This window comes from Rhizobium sp. AC27/96 (assembly GCF_001692325.1).
Lineage (GTDB): Bacteria > Pseudomonadota > Alphaproteobacteria > Rhizobiales > Rhizobiaceae > Rhizobium.
In genome coordinates this window covers 196,395-217,402 of record NZ_LXKN01000070.1, presented here as the reverse complement: position 1 = coordinate 217,402, position 21,008 = coordinate 196,395, and the positions used below count along the sequence as shown (strand labels likewise).

Genomic DNA, 21,008 nt, shown 5'->3' with positions numbered 1-21,008 from the left:
AATGAACATGGCCGCGACCAAAAACCGCTGCACAGTTTTCGCGATCATGCTCTAATCGTCATAGGACGGACATTTTTCCGCGCCAACAGACTGTTTCTACACGCCGATAGCGGCAATCCGGGACACAATCAATAGCGAAGACGGGCAGGAGGGGATTCCTGTCTTATCGGGTCCTCAAGCGGATCCGCATGAAGGTGGGGAGCATGAAAAGAAATATTTTGCCCGTATTGGCCCTGCTGTTCGGCACCCTCTTCCTGTTTACGGGAAACGGCCTGCATAGCCTGCTGCTGCCGATGCGCGGCACGGCGGAAGGCTATGCGACCACGACGCTCGGCCTGCTCGGCACAACCTGGGCGACCGGCTTCGTCCTCGGTTGCCTCACGGCCCCGAAGCTGGTCCGGCGCATCGGCCATGTCCGCGCCTTTTCGGGCTTCATCTCCGTCATCGCCATCATCGCATTGCTGACCGGCATCGTCGTCGACGCAACCTGGTGGGTGGCGCTGCGTGCCGTCACCGGCTTCTGCACCGCCGGCACCTCGATGATCATCGAAAGCTGGCTGAACGAGCGAGCCACCAACGAGAGCCGCGGCGCGATCTTTTCGCTCTATATCGGCATCACGCTGATCGGCGCCGTCGCCGGCCAGATGATGGTGCCGTTTGCCGACATTCACACGCCCATCCTCTTCATGTTCTGCGGCATCTGCTATTGCATCGCCATGCTGCCGACGACGCTGTCGACGGCCGCCTCGCCGCAGCCGCTCAAGGCCGTCAGCCTCGATTTGAAGGCGCTCTATCGAAATTCGCCGGTCGCCTCGCTCGGCATCCTGCTGGTCGGCATCGCCAATGGCGCCTACGGCACGCTCGGCGCCGTCTTCGGCTCCAAGGCTGGCCTTTCGGAGAGCGATATCGCGCTGATGATGAGCTTGACCATTTTTGCCGGCGCCGTGATGCAGCTGCCGGCGGGCCGCCTGTCGGATCGCATCGACCGCCGCTATGTGCTGGCGGGCATGGCTGCCGTCGCGGCTCTCGACGGTCTGCTGCTCTTCCTGCTGAAACCCGCAAGCCCATACTTCCTCATCGGCATGGTGGTTGTCTACGGCGCGGTTGCCAACACGCTCTATCCGATCGCCGTCGCCCATGCCAACGACTTCGCCGCACCCGAGGACTTCGTCAAGGTTTCCGGCGGCCTGCTGCTGCTCTATGGCATCGGCACGATCATCGGCCCGACGCTCGGCGGACCGGTCATGTCCTCCGTCGGCCCCTATTCGCTTTTCTTCCTCACGGCCATCGCCCACGTGCTGATAACGGCCTATTCCATCTTCCGCAGCCGCCGCCGCGCCGCAAGGCCCGCGGGTGATCGCGACGCCTATACGACCATGCCGTCAGCCAACGCACAGATGATCACGCCGGAGAGCATGTCGCTCGCACGAAGCGAGACTTCAAAAAAGGACGATATAACTGTAAATTACGGCACCTGATCCCTTTCAGGGACATGGAGGAGCCGAAATGAGCATTTTCGACGATGATCGTCCGCAGCAGCCCTCGGCACATGAGATCGGCAGCGACCTGTCGTTACTGTCGGTTGACGAGCTGAAAAACCGCATAGCCTTGCTCAACCGCGAGATCGCCAGGCTGGAAGAGGAAATCGCCACCAAGGCATCCGGCCGCAAGGCGGCGGAAAGCCTCTTTCGTTTCTGAGGCCCACTGCCGGCGCTGGATCGAGGATGACAAGCTTAAGATTGAGACATGCTCAACAGAATATTAAGCTTTACGACTTATTACTAGGATCATCCAGATTCGCTCTGGACTCAGACAGTTCCTCCACTTGGCGAATTGGTCTGATTTTTCTCCCTGTTTTACCTTGAGAGCCGCTTTTGCGGCTCTTCTTTTTTGTCGTGTATCGGCATTCCCGACGAAACTGTGGAGATTAACCCTTTCTTAAGAATCGCCTTGCGAATTTCAGTTAAAAACACCATCCTAAAGTCATAAAAGCGGATGCCGAAAGCTCTTAGGGACTTGACCGGCTTTTCCTGAACAAAAGTGTTGCGTGAAGCAGGGATTTATTCAATGTCGGAACTTGGGTTGAACACGATCAGCTTTGCTGGCCACGCCGCATCGTCGGCACAGTTCAGGGCGCTGTATTCCGAGGGCATGTCGCTGGTCGAGGAAACCGCGGGTTATCTCGACGGTCAGGGCCGCGCCGCATCGAAGGTTCTGCCGCGCATGGCCTCCGTGCTCTACGCCGCCGAATCCATGCGGCTGACGACCCGCCTGATGCAGATGGCCTCCTGGCTGCTGCTGCAGCGCGCCGTCAACAATGGTGAAATGTCCCGCGATCAGGTCTTGGCCGAGAAGAACAAGGTTCGTCTCGACGGCTTCAACGTCGACCGCACCGCGCCCGGCTGGAACGACCTGCCGGAATCCTTCCGCGACCTCGTCGAGCGCTCCCTTCGCCTGCAGAACCGCGTCGCCCTGCTCGACCGCGAGATTTACCGCCCGACGGAACCGGCGATCGTTCCGGACAACCAGAACAGCGTCAAGGCGCAGCTCACCCTGCTGCAGACCGCTTTCGGAACCAATTGAGCCGACCGAGAATCGGCAACGGACTTCAACCGGTCGTGCCTTGCACGGCCGGTTTTTCTTTGGCCTGACCCCAGGACGTGCGCCTCGATCCCGAGGCAGCCAACGGCCTGCGCTTGACGGGCTCCTTGAGGCACCTGTAGAAATAGCGGTGTTTTCCTCTCAAAAATGGAGAGGAAGGCAAGCCGAAATCAATGTGGAGGTCCCAATGCGCCGACTCACTTCTCACGAAAATCAAATCCGAAATTCTGAGAAGATGATGAGATATGCGCACATTGAATCTGGGCATTCTGGCCCATGTAGACGCAGGCAAGACTAGCCTTACGGAACGACTCCTTTTTGACATCGGCGTCATCGACAAACTCGGCAGCGTCGATAGCGGCAACACACAGACCGACAGCCTCGAACTCGAACGGCAGCGTGGCATCACCATCGCGGCCGCGGTGGTGTCGTTTACGATCGGCGACCTGATCGTAAACCTGATCGACACGCCCGGTCACCCCGACTTCATCGCCGAGGTCGAGCGCGTGCTGCGATTGCTTGATGCAGCAGTCGTGGTTGTCTCGGCCGTGGAGGGTGTCCAGCCGCAGACCCGCGTATTGGTCCGGGCATTGCGGCAGCTCGGGGTCCCATTTCTGTTTTTCATCAACAAGGTCGATCGCCTTGGCGCACGCTATGCCGAAGTCCTTGACGACATAGAGAGTCAGTTGTCGGCACGCCCCATTGCAATGTCGGCCATTCGTAATGCCGGCAGCAAGCAAGCCGAGATCACGGCTATCGATATGGCGCAAGAACCGTATTGGTCAGCTCTCTGCGAAGCCCTGGCAGCCAGCGACGAAGCGATAGTGGACGATTATGTTCTATCGCCGGATCGGTTGACCGCTCCGAGGCTTGAACATGCCCTGGCAGATCAGGTCGCACGCGGGCTGGTGCATCCCGCCTTTGCCGGGGTCGCCATGAGCGGCGCCGGCGTGCCCGCCCTGATCTCAGCTATTGCGACCTTGCTGCCGAGCCGCAAGCCCGACCCGGACGGGCCGGTCAGCGGCAAGATCTTCAAGATCGAGCGCGGATGGGGCGGCGAAAAGCTGGCCTATCTATGCCTGACCTCCGGCACGATCGCCCTCCGGGACCACCTCGATCTGCCGAAGGGCCAGGCAAAGGTGAACAGTATCCAGGTTTTCAGCAATGGCCGGATCGACAAGGTCACGCATGTCGGTGCCGGGCGCATTGCCAGAATTGGCGGGCTGACGAATGCTCAGATTGGCGATGACATCGGCAGCGAAGGCTCATCCGCCAGCAAACTGCATTTTTCGCCCCCGACCCTGGAAACCCGGGTCCGTCCATCCCGCCCCGCCGACACGGCGGCGCTGTGGCTGGCACTCATGCAATTGGCCGACCAGGACCCGCTCATCAATCTGCGCACCAACGAGGATGCATCGGAGATATCCGTCTCGCTTTACGGAGAGGTGCAAAAGGAAGTCATCCAGGCAACCCTGGCAAATGATTTCGGGCTGGACGCCGTCTTCGAGGAAAGCACGATTATCTACGCCGAAAGGCCTGTCGGAACGGGCAGCGGCATTGAGATCATATTCAGGGAGCCCAATCCTTTTCTTGCGACGGTTGGCTTGCGGGTCGAACCGCGGCCACAGGGGACAGGCAACAGCTTTGCCGTGGAAGTGGACGTCGGGCAGATGCCCGCAAGCTTCTATCGAGCCGTCGAAGAGGCGGTTTTCGAAACGCTCAAGGAAGGCATCTTTGGCTGGCAAGTCATCGATTGCCACGTTGCCATGACCGCCGCACGCCAGACCTCGCCGGCAACCACGGCCGTGGACTTTCGACGGCTGACACCTTTGGTATTGGCCGCCGCTTTCTCTGCCGCTCAAACGATCGTGTGCGAGCCGATCGACCGCTTCCATCTCGAGATACCGACAACGGCATTGACGGGAGTATCGACCCTGCTCGCGAAATCCGGCGCATCGACGAGGGAATCGGTGATCTCGGCTGGCGTGGCACGGCTGGAAGGCACGGTGGCGTCTGCGATGATCCAAGGCATTCAAAAGCAGCTGCCGGGGCTCTCAAGCGGAACGGGCACATTGGATCATGCGTTCGACCATTATGCCCCAACCGCAGGCCCGCCCCGCCGGCGCAAACGCTCGAATGCCAATCCATTCGAGCGCGCCGACTATCTGCAGCGGCTGCGATGACTTGCCGGGCAAGAGCCTAGCGGACAGACGCAAAAAAGCCCGGCGAAACCGGGCTTTTTTCAAAACAACAAATCGCGATGCGATTAGATGCCGAGACCGCCGAAGCGCTTGTTGAACTTCGAAACGCGACCGGCACGGTCCATCATCTGCTGATTGCCGCCCGTCCAGGCCGGATGGGACTTGCTGTCGATTTCGAGATTCATGACAGCGCCTTCAGAACCCCAGGTCGAGCGGGTTTCATATTCGGTGCCGTCGGTCATGACTACCTTGATGGTGTGGTAGTCGGGATGGATGTTCGCCTTCATAACAATCTTCCTGTCATGGCAGGGTCCATTTGTCGCAAGGCATTGCGGCAACCGAACCGATTGAATAAATGAAGCCGCAGTCCGGTTAGGCCACGGCTTCCAATTAAGATGGCGTGCCTATACATGAAGGCAGCAGGGATAACAAGGGGCGAAAACGTCAAGTCCCTTGCTGAGATGGGGATTGGAGAAGACTTGTCGGAAATTGGCCGCGCAGAAGAAAAAACAAACAGGTCTATCCGACCCCTTGGGCGACTGACACCCTATCTCAAGAGATACCGGGGCATGGTGGCAGGCGCGATTATTGCGCTGGTCATCGCCGCCGTCACCTCGCTCGCTCTGCCGATCGCCGTGCGGCGCATGATCGATCACGGCTTCGATGCCGCCGATCGCGGCCTGATCGACAGCTATTTCATCGCCATCATGGCCATGGCGCTCATTCTGGCTGCGGCGAGCGCACTGCGCTACTACTTCGTCATCACGATCGGCGAACGCATCGTCTCCGATCTGCGCCGTGAAGTCTTCGATCATGTGACGCGGCTGTCGCCCTCCTTCTTCGACGTCAACCAGTCCGGCGAGATCGTCTCGCGGCTGACGGCGGATACGACGCAGATCAAGTCGGCAGTCGGCGCGACCGCTTCGGTGGCGCTGCGCAATCTCATCCTCTGTCTCGGCGCCATGGTGATGATGATCTTCACCAGCCCGAAACTGTCGAGCATCGTGCTGATCGCAATCCCCATCATCGTGTTGCCCTTGGTGAGTTTCGGCCGCTCGGTGCGCAAGCGCTCCCGCGCCGCCCAGGATACGCTGGCGCAGGCATCGGCCTATGCAAACGAGACCATCGCGGCCAACCGCACCATACAGGCCTATAATGGCGAGGATGCCGCCTCTCGGCACTATGGCTCGGCAGTCGAGGACGCCTATCAGGCGGCACGCGCGGCAATCAAATCCCGCTCGCTGCTGACGGGCTTTGCCATTGCCATGGTCTTCGGCAGCATTGTCGCCGTTCTCTGGGTTGGCGCGGAAAACGTGCTTGCCGGCACGATGTCCGCCGGAACGCTCGGCCAGTTCCTGCTTTATTCCGTCATCGCCGGCACTTCGCTCGGTTCGCTGTCGGAAGTCTGGGGCGAGCTGTCACAGGCAGCAGGTGCTGCCGATCGGCTCGGCGAGTTGCTTGCCGAAGTCTCCCCGATCGCTGCCCCGCCCAATCCCCTGCCCTTGCCGGCACCGCATGGTCAGGTCGAATTCTCCGACACCCATTTCTCCTATCCGTCACGGCCGAACAGATCGGCGCTGCACGGATTATCCTTCTCGGTCACATCAGGCGAAACGGTGGCGATCGTCGGTGCCTCGGGTGCCGGCAAAAGCACGATCTTTTCGCTATTGCTGCGCTTCTATGATCCACAGCAGGGTGCTATCACCGTTGATGGCGTTGATATCAGCCAGGTTGTGCCCGAGGCATTGCGTGAGCGCATTGCCATCGTGCCACAGGACACAACGATCTTCGCCAATTCGATCCATGATAACATCGCCTTCGGCCGCCCCGGCGCCTCCCGTGAGGAGGTCCGCGCCGCCGCGATCGCCGCGCAGGCAGACGAGTTCATCGCCCGCCTCGAAGAAGGATACGACACGCAGGTGGGCGAACGTGGCGTCACGCTCTCCGGCGGCCAGCGCCAGCGCATCGCCATTGCCCGCGCCATCCTCAAGAATGCGCCGATCCTTCTGCTCGACGAGGCGACATCTGCTCTGGACGCCGAGAGTGAAACGCTCGTCCAGAAGGCGCTCGAAGGCTTGATGGAAACGCGCACTACCCTCGTTATCGCCCATCGCCTGGCGACCGTGCTGAAGGCCGACCGCATCCTGGTGCTGGATCACGGCCGCATCGTCGAGGAGGGTACGCATCAGGGCTTGATCCGCCACGGCGGTATCTATGCCAAGCTCGCGCGTCTGCAATTCGATGCCGGCATCGAGGAGCGCATGCTCATCGCGAAGTAGCGCGAACCGAGTTAAATCGCGTCGTATACAACCTTGTAGAAATAAGTTCGAAGTTGCGCTAGATTTTCAACGTTATCCCACGCTGACGCGATTCTAGGAGACGAGAACCATGTATAAATTTGAAGTCTACAAGGACAAGGCCGGAGAATTTCGCTTCCGCTTCAAAGCCTCGAACGGCGAAACCATGTTCGGGTCCGAAGGCTACAAGGCGAAAGCTTCTGCTCTGCATGCTATCGAATCGATCAAGGCTCACGTTGGCGGCGCCGTCATCGACGACCAGACCATCGCGACCGCCTGAGGCTTCGCGCCAAGCATTTGCTATAAAGACCGGCCGGTCGCATTTGAGCGTGCCGGCCGTTTTGCTTGTTGAACAATAAATTTCAAGAAATCCTCCCACAACTGTCGAATTCGTCTGGTCTCGCGGCTCATTCCATCGAAGCGGCCTGAAGTCGTTTCGCCGGCAAGCCCGCATGGTCTAGAATTCAATTTTCAGACGCTGCGCCTGCCCGGCTACCATCAACAAAGGAAGTGGGAGTTGTCTCATGCAATATGCTTTGATCATCCGAGAATCGGCCGAGGATTTTAACCGCCGCGAAGATCCGGCCTACAGGAACGGCTGGGCTGCCTACACGCAGGCACTCGTCCAGGCCGGCATCATGACCGGTGGCGCGGGATTGACGCGGCCGGAAACGGCAACGGTCGTCCGCCGCCGCGGCGAAGATCACGATGTGCAGGACGGCCCCTTCCCCGAGGGCAAGGAACAGCTTGGCGGCATCTACCTGATCGACGTGCCAGATCTCGACGCCGCTCTGGAATGGGCCGTGCGCGTGCCCATCTCCCAGGAGGGATCGGTCGAGGTGCGACCGCGACTGCAGATGTAGCGCCATGACGTCAGATGCCCGACGCGCTGCCGAACAGGCGGCGCGTCAATCCTACGGCAAGCTGATCGCCTTTCTCGCCGCGCGCTTCCGCGATGTGCCGGCCGCCGAGGATGCCTTGTCGGATGCCATTACCGCAGCGCTGACAACCTGGCCGGGGCGGGGCATTCCCGACAATCCGGAAGCGTGGCTGCTGGTTGCTGCAAGGCATAACCTTTTGCGCCGGGCCAGGCACGAGAATGTCCGCAGCGCGGCGCGGGACAGGATCATGATTGCCTTTGATGAAGCGGAGGAGCGAATGAATGCTGATCACCCCGCGTTCCCCGACGAGCGCCTGAAGCTCCTCTTCGTCTGCACCCATCCGGCTCTTGATCGATCCGCTCACACGCCGCTGATGCTGCAGACCGTGCTTGCCGTCGATGCAGCGACCATCGCCAAGGCCTTCCTTGTCTCACCGCAGGCCATGAGCCAACGGCTGGTACGGGCAAAACTCAAGATCCGCGACGCGCACATCCCTTTCGTCGTTCCGGACCGATCCGTGTTGCCAGAGCGGTTGGAGAGCGTGCTCTCAGCAATCTATGCCGCCTATGGCCTCGGTTGGGACGGGGTGGATGGCGAGACCAGCAAGCAAGGCCATCTCGCGGATGAGGCCATCTGGCTCGGCCGCACGCTGCTCGCGATCCTGCCCCAGGAGCCGGAAGCCGCTGGCTTGCTGTCGCTGATGCTTTATAGCGAGTCCCGCCGCGGAGCTCGGCGTGACGCTGACGGACAATATGTCCCCCTCGACGAGCAGGATACGGCTCTCTGGGATGCCGAAATGATCGCCGAGGCCGACAGGCTGTTGCGGCAAGCCGGAGCATCCGGCCATTTCGGCCCGTTCCAGTGCCAGGCCGCCATTCAATCCGTACATGCCGACCGACGACGCTCTGGTATCACCGACTGGTCGGCCCTGGCCAAGCTCTATGAGGCGCTCGTGATCATGAAACCGACCGTCGGCGCCCGTGTCAGCCACGCAGCCGTCACAGGCAGGGTGCATGGTCCGGCGGTCGGATTACGTCATCTGAATGAGATGGCCGAGCGCGATTTCAACAGCTACCAGCCCTATTGGGCGGTGCGTGCGCATCTGCTAGCCGAGGCGGGGGATACGAAAGGTGCCGTCGCGGCCTACCGGATGGCAATCGGCTTGAGCGAGAGCAATGTTGTACGCGATTGGTTGCAGAAGAAGCTAATTGCCCTCTGATCGCTCTTAGCTTGTCGAATGTCTAGACGGCATATTACAACCTAATGTAAACAATTGCATAGAAGGATACGACACAAACGAAGGGATAGGAAAGTGCATCGACGTTCCTTTGTCACCGGATCCGTTGCTTTCATCGCGCTTGCTTTAGTCGGTGTTGGCAAAGGTCACGCCGCAGTGACGAAAAAGGAGAACTTTCCGCCGGTTCCGCAGTGGAAACCGTCCTTTCGGCAGCCAACCGACAAGATAATAGAGCGAATCTCCTATTATTTGGACGGGAAGCGCGACTTTTCAGTCTTCGGCAATGGCACCTGTGTCGTGTTGAAGCAGGGGTTAAACGACAAAGATGCCAAGTCATTCTCGCTGACGACTCTCTCCACCATCTTTAACTCTCATCCCGATATGAATCCGCTGTCGATGGACGATGGCAACATTCTGGTCCGCTACAATCACCCAGCGATGAACGTCGTGCTACATGACGTCGCACGGGCGCATTGGCCAGAAATAGAGCAGCATCACCTTGAAGGGCTAGCGGAATCGGAAGTGCTGATCACACCGCAAGGACCGAACAAGTTCGACGACTTCGGTAAGCAAGCGCTGCTTGGCCGGGCCTATATGTTCATGGATGCTGCGGCTCCCGAGATCATTAAGATCCATCGCGCCAGCTGATTGAGCCAGCTCTGGGCCGCCGCACACTACTTCTCAGTCAGTTTCAGCTCGATGCGCCGGTTGGTGGCGCGTGCCTCAGGCGTATCGCCAGGTGCGATCGGCTGGAATTCGCCGAAGCCGGCGGCGACGAGCCTGTCGGCGGGAACGCCCTGCGCGATCAGGAATTTCACGACGGCAATGGCGCGCGCTGAAGAGAGCGCCCAGTTGTCCGCATAGCGGCCATTGCCCGACAGCGGCACATTGTCGGTATGACCGTCGACACGCAGCACCCAGTTGATCTCAGGCGGGATTTCCTTGGCGAGATCGATGAGTGCTGCAGCGAGCTTGGCCATTTCCGCCTGACCGGCCGGATTGAGATCCGCGGCGCCTGACGGGAACAACACTTCGGACTGGAACACGAAGCGGTCACCGACGATGCGGATATTGTCGCGGTCGGAAAGGATTTCCCGTAACCGCCCGAAGAAGTCGGAGCGATAGCGGTTCAGTTCCTGCACCCGTTGCGCCAGCGCCACGTTCAGGCGCCGCCCGAGATCGGCAATCTTCACCTGCGACGACTGATCCTTCGACTCCGACGCCTGAAGCGCGGCCTCGACTGCGGCGATCTGGCTGCGCAGAGCGGCAATCTGCTGGTTGAGAAGATCGACCTGGCTCAGGGCCCGGGCGCTTGCCTGCTTCTGCTCGTCGAGCTGCTGCGAGAGCGTGCCTGCGCGCGCCTCGGCCGCCTGGCTGTTGCCGGAGCCGGTGGCGAGCAGTGCCTGCAGGCGCGAACGTTCGCTCTCAGCCGATGACAGCGATGCCTGCAGATTGGCAACCGTATCCTCGAGATCCTGCTTGCCGTTCTTTTCCAGTGCCAGCTGCTCGACAAGATCGTTGATGCGGCTGTTCAACCGGGTGAGCACTTCATCACGGCCGGAAATCTCACGGCTTAGAATGAATTGGCCGACGACGAAAACCGTCAGCAGGAACATGATCGCCATCAGCAATGTCGACAGCGCATCGACGAAGCCAGGCCAATAGTCCACCGTTCTCTGGTGACGTCGGTTGCGGGCGAGCCCCATGGGTTACTTGCTCCCGGTCTTCTCGGCATGGCCGATGCGATCGGCAAGACGATCGAGCGTCCGGCGCATGGATTTCGCCTCTTCCTGCTGCGCTTCGATCCAGTCGCGCAGCATCTGTTGCTCGTTGCGCATGTTCTTGACCAGGCCCTGAATACCCTCGGCAAGGTTCGCCATCGCCGTCACCGAACGCTGTCCACCGCCCTCGTCTGCGATCTTGCGCAGATAATCCGACAGTGCCCGCACATCCTCCGAAGAGGCCCCGTCTGCACTGCCGCTCATGACCGGCGCCAGATCGGAGCCGACATCGGTGACGGAAGAGAGCCAGTTTTCGAGCTCGGTGTAGAAACGGTTCTGCGCGCGCCCGGCCTGCAGATCGAGGAAGCCGAGGATCAGCGAGCCGGAAAGGCCGAGCAGCGAGGACGAGAAAGCCGTGCCCATGCCCACAAGCGGGCCGGAGAGGCCGGATTTCAGCGCGCTCAGAATATCGCCGCTGTCGCCCGTGCCGGCATCGAGGCCCTGGATAACGTCGTTGATCGAGCCGATCGTCCCGATCAGACCCCAGAAGGTACCGAGAAGGCCGAGGAAGACGAGAAGGCCGATGAGATAGCGCGAAGTATCGCGCGATTCGTCGAGGCGCGTGGCGATCGAGTCGAGAATGGAGCGCAAGGTCGCGGTCGATAGCTGCATGGCGCGGCGGTTGCCAAGCAATGCGCTCATCGGCGCCAGAAGCCGGGGACTGCGGCCGACCTTGTCGGCGGAATTGCCGACGGCGCGAAAATGGTTGAACCAGCGAACTTCGGGTCGCAGCATCAGCACATGGTTGAAAACCAGGAGGATGCCGACGGCAAGAACACCGAGGATCAGGCCGTTGAGACCCGGGTTGTGCAGGAAGGCGACCTGAGCCTGCCGGAACAGGATGGCGACGATGAAGCCGACGATGATCAGGAAAAGCACCATCGTCCAGAAGAAAGCCATGGGGCTTGAGAGCTTGTAGGCGTAGCTGCCCGACACATTGTCTGTCGATCCCAGATCCGCCAGTTTCACATTTTCCATCATACGCTCCGCCGCCGCATTTTCCGCAGCGGAGACTAGAGCAACATTGCGCCGAATTGAAGAGACGGAAAGCACAAAACAGCCCGTTGGCAACAGACTGTTTTACTGTGTGAAAGACAGTGAAAGGCGGCTTTACTTTGCCGGGATCGGCCGCTTGACGACTTCGGCAAGCGCCTTCTGGATATGCTCGTTGCCACAGATGATCGAGCTGGTGTCCAGCATATCGGTTCCGCCATTGAAGTCGGAGACAAAGCCGCCGGCTTCGCGAATGAGCAGGATGCCAGCTGCCATGTCCCAGGGAGACAGGCCCGTTTCCCAGAAACCATCGAAACGGCCGGCCGCCACATAGGCAAGATCGAGCGATGCGGAGCCGACGCGGCGAACACCGGCAACCTCGCCCATCACGTGGCGCAGTTCGACGAGGAACTTGCCGTGATTGCCGCGTCCGAGATGCGGAACGCCGCAGCCGATGACGCTATCCGACAGCACGCGGCGGGAGGCTACACGCAGGCGGCGATCGTTGAGGAAGGCGCCACCGCCACGCTCGGCCGTGTAAAGCTCATCCGTTGCCGGATTGAAGGTAACGCCGGCGACGATTTCACCGTTGCGCTCCAGCGCGATCGATACGGCAAACATCGGAATGCCGTGCAGGAAGTTGGTCGTGCCGTCGAGCGGATCGACGATCCAGCGATGCGCGCCGTCCGTTCCCTTGATCTCTTCGCCTTCTTCGCCAAGGAAACCATAGGTCGGGCGGGCCTTCAGCAGCTCGTCGCGGATGATCTTCTGCGCCTTGAGGTCGGCCTGGCTGACGAAATCGCCCGGTCCCTTCACCGAAACCTGCAGGTTCTGCACCTCGCCGAAATCGCGGCTGAGCGACTTGCCTGCCTTGAGGGCAGCCTGAACCATGACATTGAGAAGAGCTGAACGGGCCATCGAATTTCCTTGGGTAATGCAGAAGGTGCTGACCGGACCCGAAATCAGGCCCCGGCGGAGCGGGAGCGTCAGCGCACATAAAAGATTGGCGGCCTCAAGACCATAAAATCGGGGGAATTTCAAGTGGCGAGGCGATGAGGCGTGCAAACTGGCGCCGCATCACCCTCAATAAGACCGGTTTCGCACCTGCAGCTAGTGTGCCCGGCGATATTTATTGGCGGCGTCGATGGCGGCCTTCTGCTGGAAATCCTCGATACCCTGATAGAAATCCTCAAGGTCCGGATCCTTCAATCCGGCGCGCCGGGAAATGACATACCAGGTGGCTGCGGCCACGGGGTCCTGCTTGGTGCCGATGGCATTGATATAGAGATGCGCCAGCTTGTTTTGCGCGACGACATTGCCGCGATAGGCGGCGACCCGCATCCAGTTGAAGCCGTTTTCGAGGTCCTGCTTGCCGCCGGTGCCGTTGATCAGCCAGACACCCATGTCGAGCTGCGCGGTGTCAAAGCCGGCATTGGCCGCGCGCGACAGCCATTCGCGAGCCCGCGACTTCTTTTCCGGCGGCAGGTCCGGAAGATTGAGGTAGAGCTGCGAGACCGCATATTGTGCGTCGGCAATGCCCTGCTCGGCGGATTTTTCATAATAGGGAAGCGCCAGCTGCAATCCCTTCAGCCCGGGATTTTCGGCCGTCAGCATCTGCGCAACGTTGAATTCGGCGGAAGCCTGTCCGGCCGCGGCAGCCTTCCTCATCCATTCGTCGGCCTTCTTCTGGTCGCGCGGTACGTCGCGCCCTTCCATCAGGATCAGCGCGTATTTGAACATGGAGGTCGCATCGCCACCCTCGGCTGCCTTGCTGTACCAGAAGGCGGCGTCCTTGGTGTCACGCCTCACGCCCAAGCCTTGCGTCATCAGCTCGGCAATCAGCGTTTGCGCGGAGGGATCGCCAAGCTGCGCCCGCGGAAGGGCCCTCTGAAATGCGGTCAGATAATATCCGCGCTGAAAAGCGGCATAGGCATCGTCGACCTTGCCGGTAAAGGATTTTTCCGGCGGCAGGTCCGGCAGTTTCGCGCCCATGCGCTCGAATACGCCGACGCCCTGGGACGGCTTGATATCGCCGTCGGGCTTGGGCTCGGCGCCCGGCTGAATCTTCTCGGTCTTGAAGGTGCTGGCATCAGCGCCCAGTGGCCGCGTTACGATGCTTTGGTTCGCAGGCGGCGCACCCTCGTCCGGCACGGCTGAGGAATCGTCGGATTGCCCACTGTCGCCAGTCTGCGCCGCGCCCTTATCCCCCGGTGTCGTGACGCCAGGCAGCGACGTATCACCGGTTGCCGCTTGTGCTGCAGCCAGCACCGGAAATGCCACAAGCCCCATTGCGAGCGCGGCAAAAAAGCATTGATGGCGGAATCGAGGCTTTGACGACATAAATCGCTATCAATCCTCAAACCGTGGCGCTTTTTCGTCGAGAAGCGCATTCACTTCGGCAACGATGGAAGCCGCGCTCGCGGGCTCTGCAAAGACCGCCGCGCGCAAGGCGACGAATTCCGCTCCCGTCAAAGCCACTTCGAGTGCCGATTTTGCATCGGTGCCGCCCATGATGATGCAAGGGATCTCGATCATCGATGCCCACCATTCGCCAAGCGCGAGGTTCTTCGGATGCGCTTCGGGCTTGATATCGCCGTCCAGCTTACCGAAGAAAATATAGTCGGGCCGAAGCTCGCCGATCTCGAGCGCGGTATGTCTCTCAGTCGCACTGCCGCCGCCGACGATCAATTTCGGCACGAACTTCTCAACGGCGTCCGTAAACTCGGCAAGGTTGCCCGTCATATGCAAGCCGTCGGCTTTGGCCCGACCGGCCACGCGGCTGTCGCCGGCAATCAAGGCAGCCGCACCCGCCGCCTGAACGATCGGCACCAGCTTTTCCGCATGCTTCTGGAACGTGCCGTCATCCAATCCATACTGGGGAATGATGACGGAGGCGACATCACCGCCTCTGAGCGCATCGGCAACGACCTTCGCCTGCTCCTCTATATCAGTGATATCGGGAACAATGAGAACGAGGCGGCAACGATCTTCGGGCACGGTCATGCGATCTTCCATGGTTTCGGGCTTCATCGTCAGGGATGACGCACCGGTTCGACAATCGTGAGTAAATCCGTTAGCCCAGTCTGACAAGGGGCAGTGACCGAAACTGGCCGGGGGAAGGCAAAGGTCGCAGCGCCAAGTCGCCTGCAACCAGCCCTATCGCACAATATATCCTGCACCGCACAATTAACTTGCCGCACCCTGGCGTTTGACGTAGCTTTTCGCCATGTCGACCATGGACCCTTTCGCAGCCATCGCGGATCCGAACCGGCGCTATTTGCTGGAAGAGTTGCGCCGCGCACCCAAAACGGTCAACGAACTGGCGCAGGGCCTGCCCATCAGCCGCCCGGCCGTGTCACAGCACCTCAAGGCATTGCTCGACAGCAATCTGGTTTCCGTGACCAATGAAGGCACGAAACGCATATACGCGGTCAACAGCCGCGGCTTTGACAAGCTCAATCTATGGCTTGATCAATTCTGGAGCTAAAACGCTCGCGCGAATGACTTGGAAATTTTCGGGAAAATTGCGCCAACCCCCACTTTCGACGCTATGAAGCTGGCGCATCCGTTTTTGGCGGAAATGCCCATCGATCCCGGCCGGCATATTGCCTTAGAACCTTTCGGCTGGCTCTTGTCGCCAGCCAGGATCGATGGTTTTTGATTTATGGAAGCGTTGCGATCAGTGAACCGGCGAACGCAGACGTTGGATTTCGTCCTTAACCCGCAGCTTCCTGCGTTTGATATCGGCTATCGTGATATCATTGATAGAGGGAGACGTCAGTGCAACATGCAGCTCCTCCTCAAGAGCGACATGTTTCTTTTCGAGCGATTCAAGATGAGCTTGAACAGTCATTATGACCCTTCCTTCCTCTTTGAGCGCCCTGACCATCCAGTTGCCAAGGCCCTAGGTGTCAACCCTCTCACTGTGCCATAATAACAAGCTGTTGTCGAAGGCGAAAACGTGGCCTATGGGCGGCAATTTCGTGATGAAGGATAACTTCCCGTTATCGCCAATTGATGATAGGAGCTTGCGGGATTCATGAGGCGGAACGACTGCGATTCCGCGAGATGCTGGGGAAATGAGCATGGCCGATCAGGAACAGGCGGAAATCAGGCTGATCGTGGCGCGGCTGCGTCAGGAACACGAAGATTACGATACCGCGATCAACGCCATGATCCAGACGGGCTGCGACGCCCTTCGCATCCAGCGCATGAAAAAGAAAAAGCTCGTCATCAAGGACAAGCTGACCAAGCTGGAAGACCAGATTATCCCCGACATCATTGCCTGAGGAGCACAACGCGCCGATGATGACTGAAAGACCGCCTGTCGCCATCATCATGGGAAGCCAGTCCGACTGGGAGACCATGAAGAATGCCGCGGATACTCTCGAAGTGCTTGAAATCACCTATGATGCGCGCATCATCTCCGCCCACCGCACGCCCGATCGGCTGATGAGTTTCGCCAAGGGCGCCAGGGACGAGGGTTTCAAGGTCATCATTGCCGGGGCCGGCGGCGCCGCCCACCTGCCGGGCATGGCCGCTTCGATGACACCGCTGCCGGTCTTCGGCGTGCCGGTGCAGTCTCGCGCGCTCTCCGGACAGGACAGTCTTCTCTCCATCGTGCAGATGCCGGCCGGCATTCCCGTCGGAACGCTGGCGATCGGCAAGGCCGGCGCAGTCAATGCCGCCTTGCTTGCCGCCGCCGTACTGGCGCTCAGCGATGAAGAGATCGCCGACCGTCTCGACGAATGGCGCGCCCGCCAGAGCGCTGCCGTTGCTGAATATCCGATGGACGACCTATGACCGAGAAGACGATCGGCATTATCGGCGGCGGCCAGCTCGGCCGCATGCTGGCCATGGCGGCTGCGCGCCTCAACTTCCGCACAATCATCCTCGAAGAGCAGATCAATTGTCCGGCCGCACAAGTGGCGAACGAGCAGGTTGTTGCCGCCTATGATGATGCGACAGCACTCTGCGAACTGGCGAAGCGCTGCGATGTCGTGACCTACGAGTTCGAGAACGTTCCGGTTGCCGCCGCGGAAAAGCTTGCACTTGAGGTCCCCGTCTATCCGCCGCCGAAGGCGCTGGAAATGGCGCAGGACAGGCTCACCGAGAAACGCTTCATCAATGGCTGTGGCATCCCGACCGCACGCTTCCATGCCGTCGACAGCCAGGCCGATCTTGAAGCCGCGCTTGCCGATTTCGGCGGTCGGGGTGTGCTGAAGACCCGCCGCCTAGGCTATGACGGCAAGGGCCAGCGCGTCTACCGCTCGGCTGCCGACAGCCCGGCCGGTGGCTATGCCGCTCTGGGCGGCGTGCCGCTTATTCTCGAAAGCTTCGTATCCTTCGAGCGCGAGATTTCCATCATCGCCGCACGCGGGATCGATGGAACGATCGCCTGTTACGATCCAGCCGAGAACGTGCATAGAGACGGCATCCTCCACACCTCCACCCTCCCCGCCGCTATTTCCGATGAAACAGCCGCGGCGGCGCGCGAGGCAGCGGGGAAAATACTGGAGGCGCTCGGCTATGTCGGCGTCATCGGCATCGAGTTCTTCGCACTTGCCGATGGCAGCCTCATCGCCAACGAAATGGCGCCGCGCGTTCACAATTCCGGCCACTGGACAGAGGCGGCCTGCGTCATCTCGCAATTCGAGCAGCACATCCGCGCCGTCGCCGGCCTGCCGCTCGGCAGTGCCAGACGGCATTCCGATTGTGTGATGACGAATCTGATCGGCGACGACATTCTGGCTCTGCCGGAATGGCTGCGCCTTGACGATGCGTTCGTGCATCTCTACGGCAAGACGGAAGCGCGTCCCGGCCGCAAGATGGGGCATGTTACCCAGCTTCTTGGTTAAGACTGGTGGGAAAAAGCCCTGACATGGTTGACAGGCCCCAGGCGACAGGGTATTTGCTCCCCACCCTAAAGAGCGCGCCCTGAGCGCGCTTTTGATTGTTAAAAGACACGGGCGAATGTGACATTCCCCCTCGAACATCGCGGATCAAAAAAATGAAGATCAAGAATTCGCTCAAGTCGCTCAAGGCGCGTCACCGTGACAACCGCCTGGTTCGCCGCAAGGGCCGCATTTACATCATCAACAAGCTGAACCCGCGCTTCAAGGCTCGTCAGGGCTGATTGACGCGCAGCCTGATGCTTATGGATCAGGCGCTCAGTTTTAGTTGATCGCATCAAATTTGGTTTGATCTTCGACATTGGCGGGCTACTATGCCCGCCATGCGCGTTTTTGCTTTGTCATATCTAGCCCTGCCGATTCTCCTTGTTCTGAGTGCTGCCGCGCCCCATGTGGCGATGGCTGACGAGCCGAGCGTCGTCGAACGAAAAGATCCCGGCGATTCCTCGGGCAGCCTGTCGCCCAGGCAGCAGCTCGACAATCTCTTCACAGCACTCAAACGCCAGCGTGACCCGGATCAGGCGAGCCTGATTGCCGACCAGATCAATACGCAGCTTGGTGATTCCGGCAGCGCCACCATCAATCTCCTGATGCAATGGGCCGACAAGGCCATTCAAGAGAAGCGCAACGCCGCCGCCATGGATTACCTCGATCAGGTGATCTCTCTGAAGCCCGATTTTGTCGACGGCTGGAATCGGCGCGCAACGCTCAACTACGCCATCGGCGACTATCGCAAGTCGATGGAGGATATCGATCAGGTCCTGCGGATCGAGCCGCGCCATTTCGGCGCGCTCGCCGGCATGGCAGCGATTCTGACCGAACATGGCAACGACGAACTGGCGCTGAAGGCGTGGGAGCGCTTTCTGGAAGTCTATCCCGCGAATCGCTCGGCGCAGGACGAAGCCGGCAAGCTCTCGGAAAAGATTGCCGGCAGCCGCACCTGAGGCTTGTACCGCAGCCCGGCCATGCCAGCCGCGAAACCACACACCAAAAAAGGGATGAAAAGCTGCGGGATCGCGCTAGATTAGTAGCTGACGATATTTGAATAGTGCTGCAATGATCGATTCCCTGTTTGCCACCATCGCTCTGCTTCTTCTGACTGCCGCAGGCTTTTCCGCCTATAAGACGCGCGCCATCGAGCGCACCTATCCCAATATTGGCGAACTTACCGATGTCGGCGGCTATAATATGAACGCCTTGCACCTGCCGCGCCCGGCCACGCCGGATCTCCCTGCTCTCGTTTTCATCCACGGCGCCAGCGGCAATCTGCGCGATCAGTTCGAAGCCTTTGCCGCGCCCTTGAGCTGTCGTGCGGAGATGCTGTTCGTCGACCGGCCCGGCCATGGTTATTCCGAGCGTGGAACGGCGGAAAACGCCCTTCCTTCAGGTCAGGCGGATGCCATCGCCAAACTGATGGACAGGCTTGGCATCAAGAGCGCCATCATCATCGGCCACTCCTTCGGCGGTGCCATCGCCGCCGCTTTCGGCGTGCGTCATCCCGAAAAGACCGCGGGGCTCCTCTTCCTGGCACCCGCGACACATCCATGGCCCGGCGGTGTCGACTGGTATTACACGCTGGCCGCCATGCCTGTCTTCGGTTGGCTCTTCACCAGGCTGCTGGTCATGCCGATCGGCTTGCGCCGGGTCGAGAACGGCACGCTCAGCATCTTCCATCCAAACAAGCGGCCCGCGGATTACATCGCAAAGACAGCGCCGGAACTGGTGCTGCGACCGCAGACCTTCCGCAACAATGCGGCCGATGTCGTCAACCTCTTCGCCTATGTCTCCGCCCATGCGCCGCGCTATCGCGAGATCAAGACGCCGACCATTATCATCACCGGTGACAGCGACGACATCGTATTGGAAGAGCTGCATTCGCGCGGTCTGGCACGGGACATTCCCGGTTCCGAACTCGTCACCATCCGCAATCTAGGCCACAAGCCAGACTACATCACCACAGATGTCGCGATCGCCGCCATGGAACGGCTGGCGGGCCAGCAACGCGACCTGCAGAAACTGGCGGCGCAGGCGGAAATTCGGATCGCCAACCTCGCGGGCGAGATGTCCGGACGAGAATCCTCGTCTCAGGCCGTGACGACACCGTAGTCAGGCACATCCTCGAATATCCGGCTCTGCGGCACGGCGTCGATCGTCTGCCGCACCGCCTGCAAAATGATCGATGCCAGCCGCTCCGTCGCCGGGCTCGCCTCCGCCTCGGCGCGATGCAACACGAGATCCAGCTTCGGCAAGGGGGGCAAACCCGCCTCGCCTGCCGACAATTGCCGGACCTTGCTTGGCAAGCCGAGCGGCGTGCGAATGGCCACGCCGAGCCCCGCAGCCGTTGCGGCCCAAAGGCCACCGAGGCTCGGACTGACGAAGGATATTCGCCAGCCAATGCCTGCCCGGTCGAGTGTCTTGACGGCGATATTGCGCAGAAGACAAGGCGCCTCGAGTGAAGCCAGAGGCATGATCTCACCACTATCGGCATGCCATTGCACCGCGCCTTGCGCGGGACCGACCCAGCACAACGGCACCTCGGCGATACGATCCGTGTGCTCGGTGCGAAAACCATCGCTCCATGCAAGCGCCAGATCGAGCTTGCCTGACGTTACGCGCTCTACCAGTTCCGCATTGCGCACGACGCGCGCCTCGATGCGGACCTTCGGATGCGCACGCGCGAAGCGACCCAGCACATCAGGCAGCAGCGTCTCGCCGAAATCCTCCTGCAGGCCGAGCCGCACCCAGCCCTCCAGCTCGGCACCATGGATCGCCGTCGCCGCCTCGTCGTTCAGATCCAGCAACCGGCGGGCATAGGCAAGCATGGTCTCGCCAGCTTCGGTGAGTGCCAGTCCGCGCCCGGCCTTGCGGAAGATCGGCGTGCCCGCCTGCTCCTCCAGTTTCTTCAGCTGGGCGCTGATCGCCGACGTCGAGCGCCCGAGCCGGTCTGCCGCCCTGGCAAAGCTGCCAAGCTCCATGCCCGTGACGAAGCTCCTGAGAACATCGAGATCGAAGATAATCTTCCGCATGAATAACCGTCCATATTTTCAGGACTGTTCATCCTGAATTATCCGATTTTCAGGATGATTATCCAATGGCATTCTATGC

Annotated in this window: 24 protein-coding genes; 16 read left to right on the top strand and 8 right to left on the bottom strand. The window is 60.2% G+C overall.

Annotation, left to right across the window (positions count from 1 at the left end; genetic code table 11):
- The first annotated feature begins 203 nt into the window (after positions 1 to 203).
- The 4 genes from A6U86_RS31750 to A6U86_RS31735 all read left to right on the top strand — a co-directional run bounded on the left by A6U86_RS31750 (position 204) and on the right by A6U86_RS31735 (position 4,784).
- On the top strand, positions 204 to 1,478 hold the full coding sequence (locus A6U86_RS31750) for an MFS transporter (protein ID WP_068400536.1): 1,275 nt from the start codon (positions 204 to 206) through the stop codon (positions 1,476 to 1,478).
- 28 nt (positions 1,479 to 1,506) lie between these two features.
- Positions 1,507 to 1,698: a DUF1192 domain-containing protein gene (locus tag A6U86_RS31745; RefSeq protein WP_068400269.1), complete on the top strand. Its 192-nt coding sequence runs from the start codon at positions 1,507 to 1,509 to the stop codon at positions 1,696 to 1,698.
- Between the two features lie 369 nt (positions 1,699 to 2,067).
- Positions 2,068 to 2,583: a DUF1465 family protein gene (locus tag A6U86_RS31740; RefSeq protein WP_068400266.1), complete on the top strand. Its 516-nt coding sequence runs from the start codon at positions 2,068 to 2,070 to the stop codon at positions 2,581 to 2,583.
- 263 nt (positions 2,584 to 2,846) lie between these two features.
- A complete protein-coding gene (locus tag A6U86_RS31735; RefSeq protein WP_068400263.1) occupies positions 2,847 to 4,784 on the top strand; it encodes a translation factor GTPase family protein in 1,938 nt (645 codons plus the stop codon).
- 83 nt (positions 4,785 to 4,867) lie between these two features.
- On the opposite strand, the gene rpmE is transcribed toward A6U86_RS31735, so the two are convergent.
- Entirely contained in the window at positions 4,868 to 5,089 is a 222-nt protein-coding gene (rpmE, locus tag A6U86_RS31730) for a 50S ribosomal protein L31 (protein ID WP_034503571.1), read from the bottom strand.
- 192 nt (positions 5,090 to 5,281) lie between these two features.
- Between rpmE and A6U86_RS31725 the strand changes: the two genes are divergently transcribed.
- From A6U86_RS31725 to A6U86_RS31705, 5 genes are all read left to right on the top strand, one after another.
- Positions 5,282 to 7,081 (top strand): ABC transporter transmembrane domain-containing protein, encoded by a 1,800-nt coding sequence (locus A6U86_RS31725; RefSeq protein ID WP_068400260.1) that lies wholly within the window; start codon positions 5,282 to 5,284, stop codon positions 7,079 to 7,081.
- A gap of 109 nt (positions 7,082 to 7,190) precedes the next feature.
- Positions 7,191 to 7,379 carry a YegP family protein gene (locus A6U86_RS31720; RefSeq protein WP_068400257.1) on the top strand — a complete coding sequence of 63 codons (189 nt, stop codon included), beginning with the start codon at positions 7,191 to 7,193 and terminating at the stop codon, positions 7,377 to 7,379.
- A gap of 244 nt (positions 7,380 to 7,623) precedes the next feature.
- Positions 7,624 to 7,962 carry a YciI family protein gene (locus A6U86_RS31715; RefSeq protein ID WP_068400254.1) on the top strand — a complete coding sequence of 113 codons (339 nt, stop codon included), beginning with the start codon at positions 7,624 to 7,626 and terminating at the stop codon, positions 7,960 to 7,962.
- Between the two features lie 4 nt (positions 7,963 to 7,966).
- Positions 7,967 to 9,199, top strand: a complete 1,233-nt coding sequence (locus A6U86_RS31710) for an RNA polymerase sigma factor (protein WP_068400251.1) — start codon at positions 7,967 to 7,969, stop codon at positions 9,197 to 9,199.
- Positions 9,200 to 9,292: 93 nt separating this feature from the next.
- Positions 9,293 to 9,865, top strand: a complete 573-nt coding sequence (locus A6U86_RS31705; protein WP_141683859.1) for a hypothetical protein — start codon at positions 9,293 to 9,295, stop codon at positions 9,863 to 9,865.
- A 26-nt stretch (positions 9,866 to 9,891) separates the two neighbouring features.
- Here A6U86_RS31705 and A6U86_RS31700 read toward each other — a convergent pair whose 3' ends face one another.
- The 5 genes from A6U86_RS31700 to A6U86_RS31680 form a co-directional block, all read right to left on the bottom strand.
- Complete coding sequence (locus tag A6U86_RS31700) at positions 9,892 to 10,923, bottom strand: peptidoglycan -binding protein (RefSeq protein WP_068400245.1); 1,032 nt, start codon at positions 10,921 to 10,923, stop codon at positions 9,892 to 9,894.
- 3 nt (positions 10,924 to 10,926) lie between these two features.
- Positions 10,927 to 11,976, bottom strand: a complete 1,050-nt coding sequence (locus A6U86_RS31695) for a flagellar motor protein MotA (RefSeq protein WP_068400534.1) — start codon at positions 11,974 to 11,976, stop codon at positions 10,927 to 10,929.
- A gap of 132 nt (positions 11,977 to 12,108) precedes the next feature.
- Entirely contained in the window at positions 12,109 to 12,909 is an 801-nt protein-coding gene (locus tag A6U86_RS31690; protein ID WP_068400242.1) for an inositol monophosphatase family protein, read from the bottom strand.
- 192 nt (positions 12,910 to 13,101) lie between these two features.
- The gene (locus tag A6U86_RS31685) at positions 13,102 to 14,331 is read right to left on the bottom strand and encodes a tetratricopeptide repeat protein (RefSeq protein WP_068400239.1); all 1,230 of its coding nucleotides are present in this window, start codon (positions 14,329 to 14,331) and stop codon (positions 13,102 to 13,104) included.
- A gap of 9 nt (positions 14,332 to 14,340) precedes the next feature.
- The gene (locus tag A6U86_RS31680; protein WP_068400533.1) at positions 14,341 to 14,994 is read right to left on the bottom strand and encodes a thiamine phosphate synthase; all 654 of its coding nucleotides are present in this window, start codon (positions 14,992 to 14,994) and stop codon (positions 14,341 to 14,343) included.
- 223 nt (positions 14,995 to 15,217) lie between these two features.
- On the opposite strand from A6U86_RS31680, the gene A6U86_RS31675 reads away from it, so the two are divergent.
- Positions 15,218 to 15,478: a helix-turn-helix transcriptional regulator gene (locus A6U86_RS31675; RefSeq protein WP_034476040.1), complete on the top strand. Its 261-nt coding sequence runs from the start codon at positions 15,218 to 15,220 to the stop codon at positions 15,476 to 15,478.
- 192 nt (positions 15,479 to 15,670) lie between these two features.
- Here A6U86_RS31675 and A6U86_RS35050 read toward each other — a convergent pair whose 3' ends face one another.
- Positions 15,671 to 15,844, bottom strand: coding sequence for a YdcH family protein (locus A6U86_RS35050; RefSeq protein ID WP_077469689.1), 174 nt, complete (start codon positions 15,842 to 15,844; stop codon positions 15,671 to 15,673).
- Positions 15,845 to 16,076: 232 nt separating this feature from the next.
- On the opposite strand from A6U86_RS35050, the gene A6U86_RS31665 reads away from it, so the two are divergent.
- The 6 genes from A6U86_RS31665 to A6U86_RS31640 all read left to right on the top strand — a co-directional run bounded on the left by A6U86_RS31665 (position 16,077) and on the right by A6U86_RS31640 (position 20,009).
- A complete protein-coding gene (locus A6U86_RS31665; protein WP_068400531.1) occupies positions 16,077 to 16,280 on the top strand; it encodes a YdcH family protein in 204 nt (67 codons plus the stop codon).
- A gap of 19 nt (positions 16,281 to 16,299) precedes the next feature.
- The gene (gene purE / locus A6U86_RS31660) at positions 16,300 to 16,794 is read left to right on the top strand and encodes a 5-(carboxyamino)imidazole ribonucleotide mutase (protein ID WP_068400529.1); all 495 of its coding nucleotides are present in this window, start codon (positions 16,300 to 16,302) and stop codon (positions 16,792 to 16,794) included.
- On the top strand, positions 16,791 to 17,849 hold the full coding sequence (locus tag A6U86_RS31655; RefSeq protein WP_068400233.1) for a 5-(carboxyamino)imidazole ribonucleotide synthase: 1,059 nt from the start codon (positions 16,791 to 16,793) through the stop codon (positions 17,847 to 17,849). Before purE ends, A6U86_RS31655 begins: the two co-directional genes overlap by 4 nt.
- Positions 17,850 to 18,001: 152 nt before the next feature.
- A complete protein-coding gene (gene ykgO, locus A6U86_RS31650) occupies positions 18,002 to 18,127 on the top strand; it encodes a type B 50S ribosomal protein L36 (protein WP_003566454.1) in 126 nt (41 codons plus the stop codon).
- Positions 18,128 to 18,217: 90 nt separating this feature from the next.
- On the top strand, positions 18,218 to 18,847 hold the full coding sequence (locus tag A6U86_RS31645; RefSeq protein WP_068400230.1) for a hypothetical protein: 630 nt from the start codon (positions 18,218 to 18,220) through the stop codon (positions 18,845 to 18,847).
- Positions 18,848 to 18,959: 112 nt separating this feature from the next.
- Entirely contained in the window at positions 18,960 to 20,009 is a 1,050-nt protein-coding gene (locus tag A6U86_RS31640) for an alpha/beta fold hydrolase (RefSeq protein ID WP_068400227.1), read from the top strand.
- Here the strand turns inward: A6U86_RS31640 and A6U86_RS31635 are convergent.
- Complete coding sequence (locus A6U86_RS31635) at positions 19,988 to 20,929, bottom strand: LysR substrate-binding domain-containing protein (protein WP_068400223.1); 942 nt, start codon at positions 20,927 to 20,929, stop codon at positions 19,988 to 19,990. The genes A6U86_RS31640 and A6U86_RS31635 overlap by 22 nt on opposite strands.
- Positions 20,930 to 21,008 lie beyond the last annotated feature (79 nt).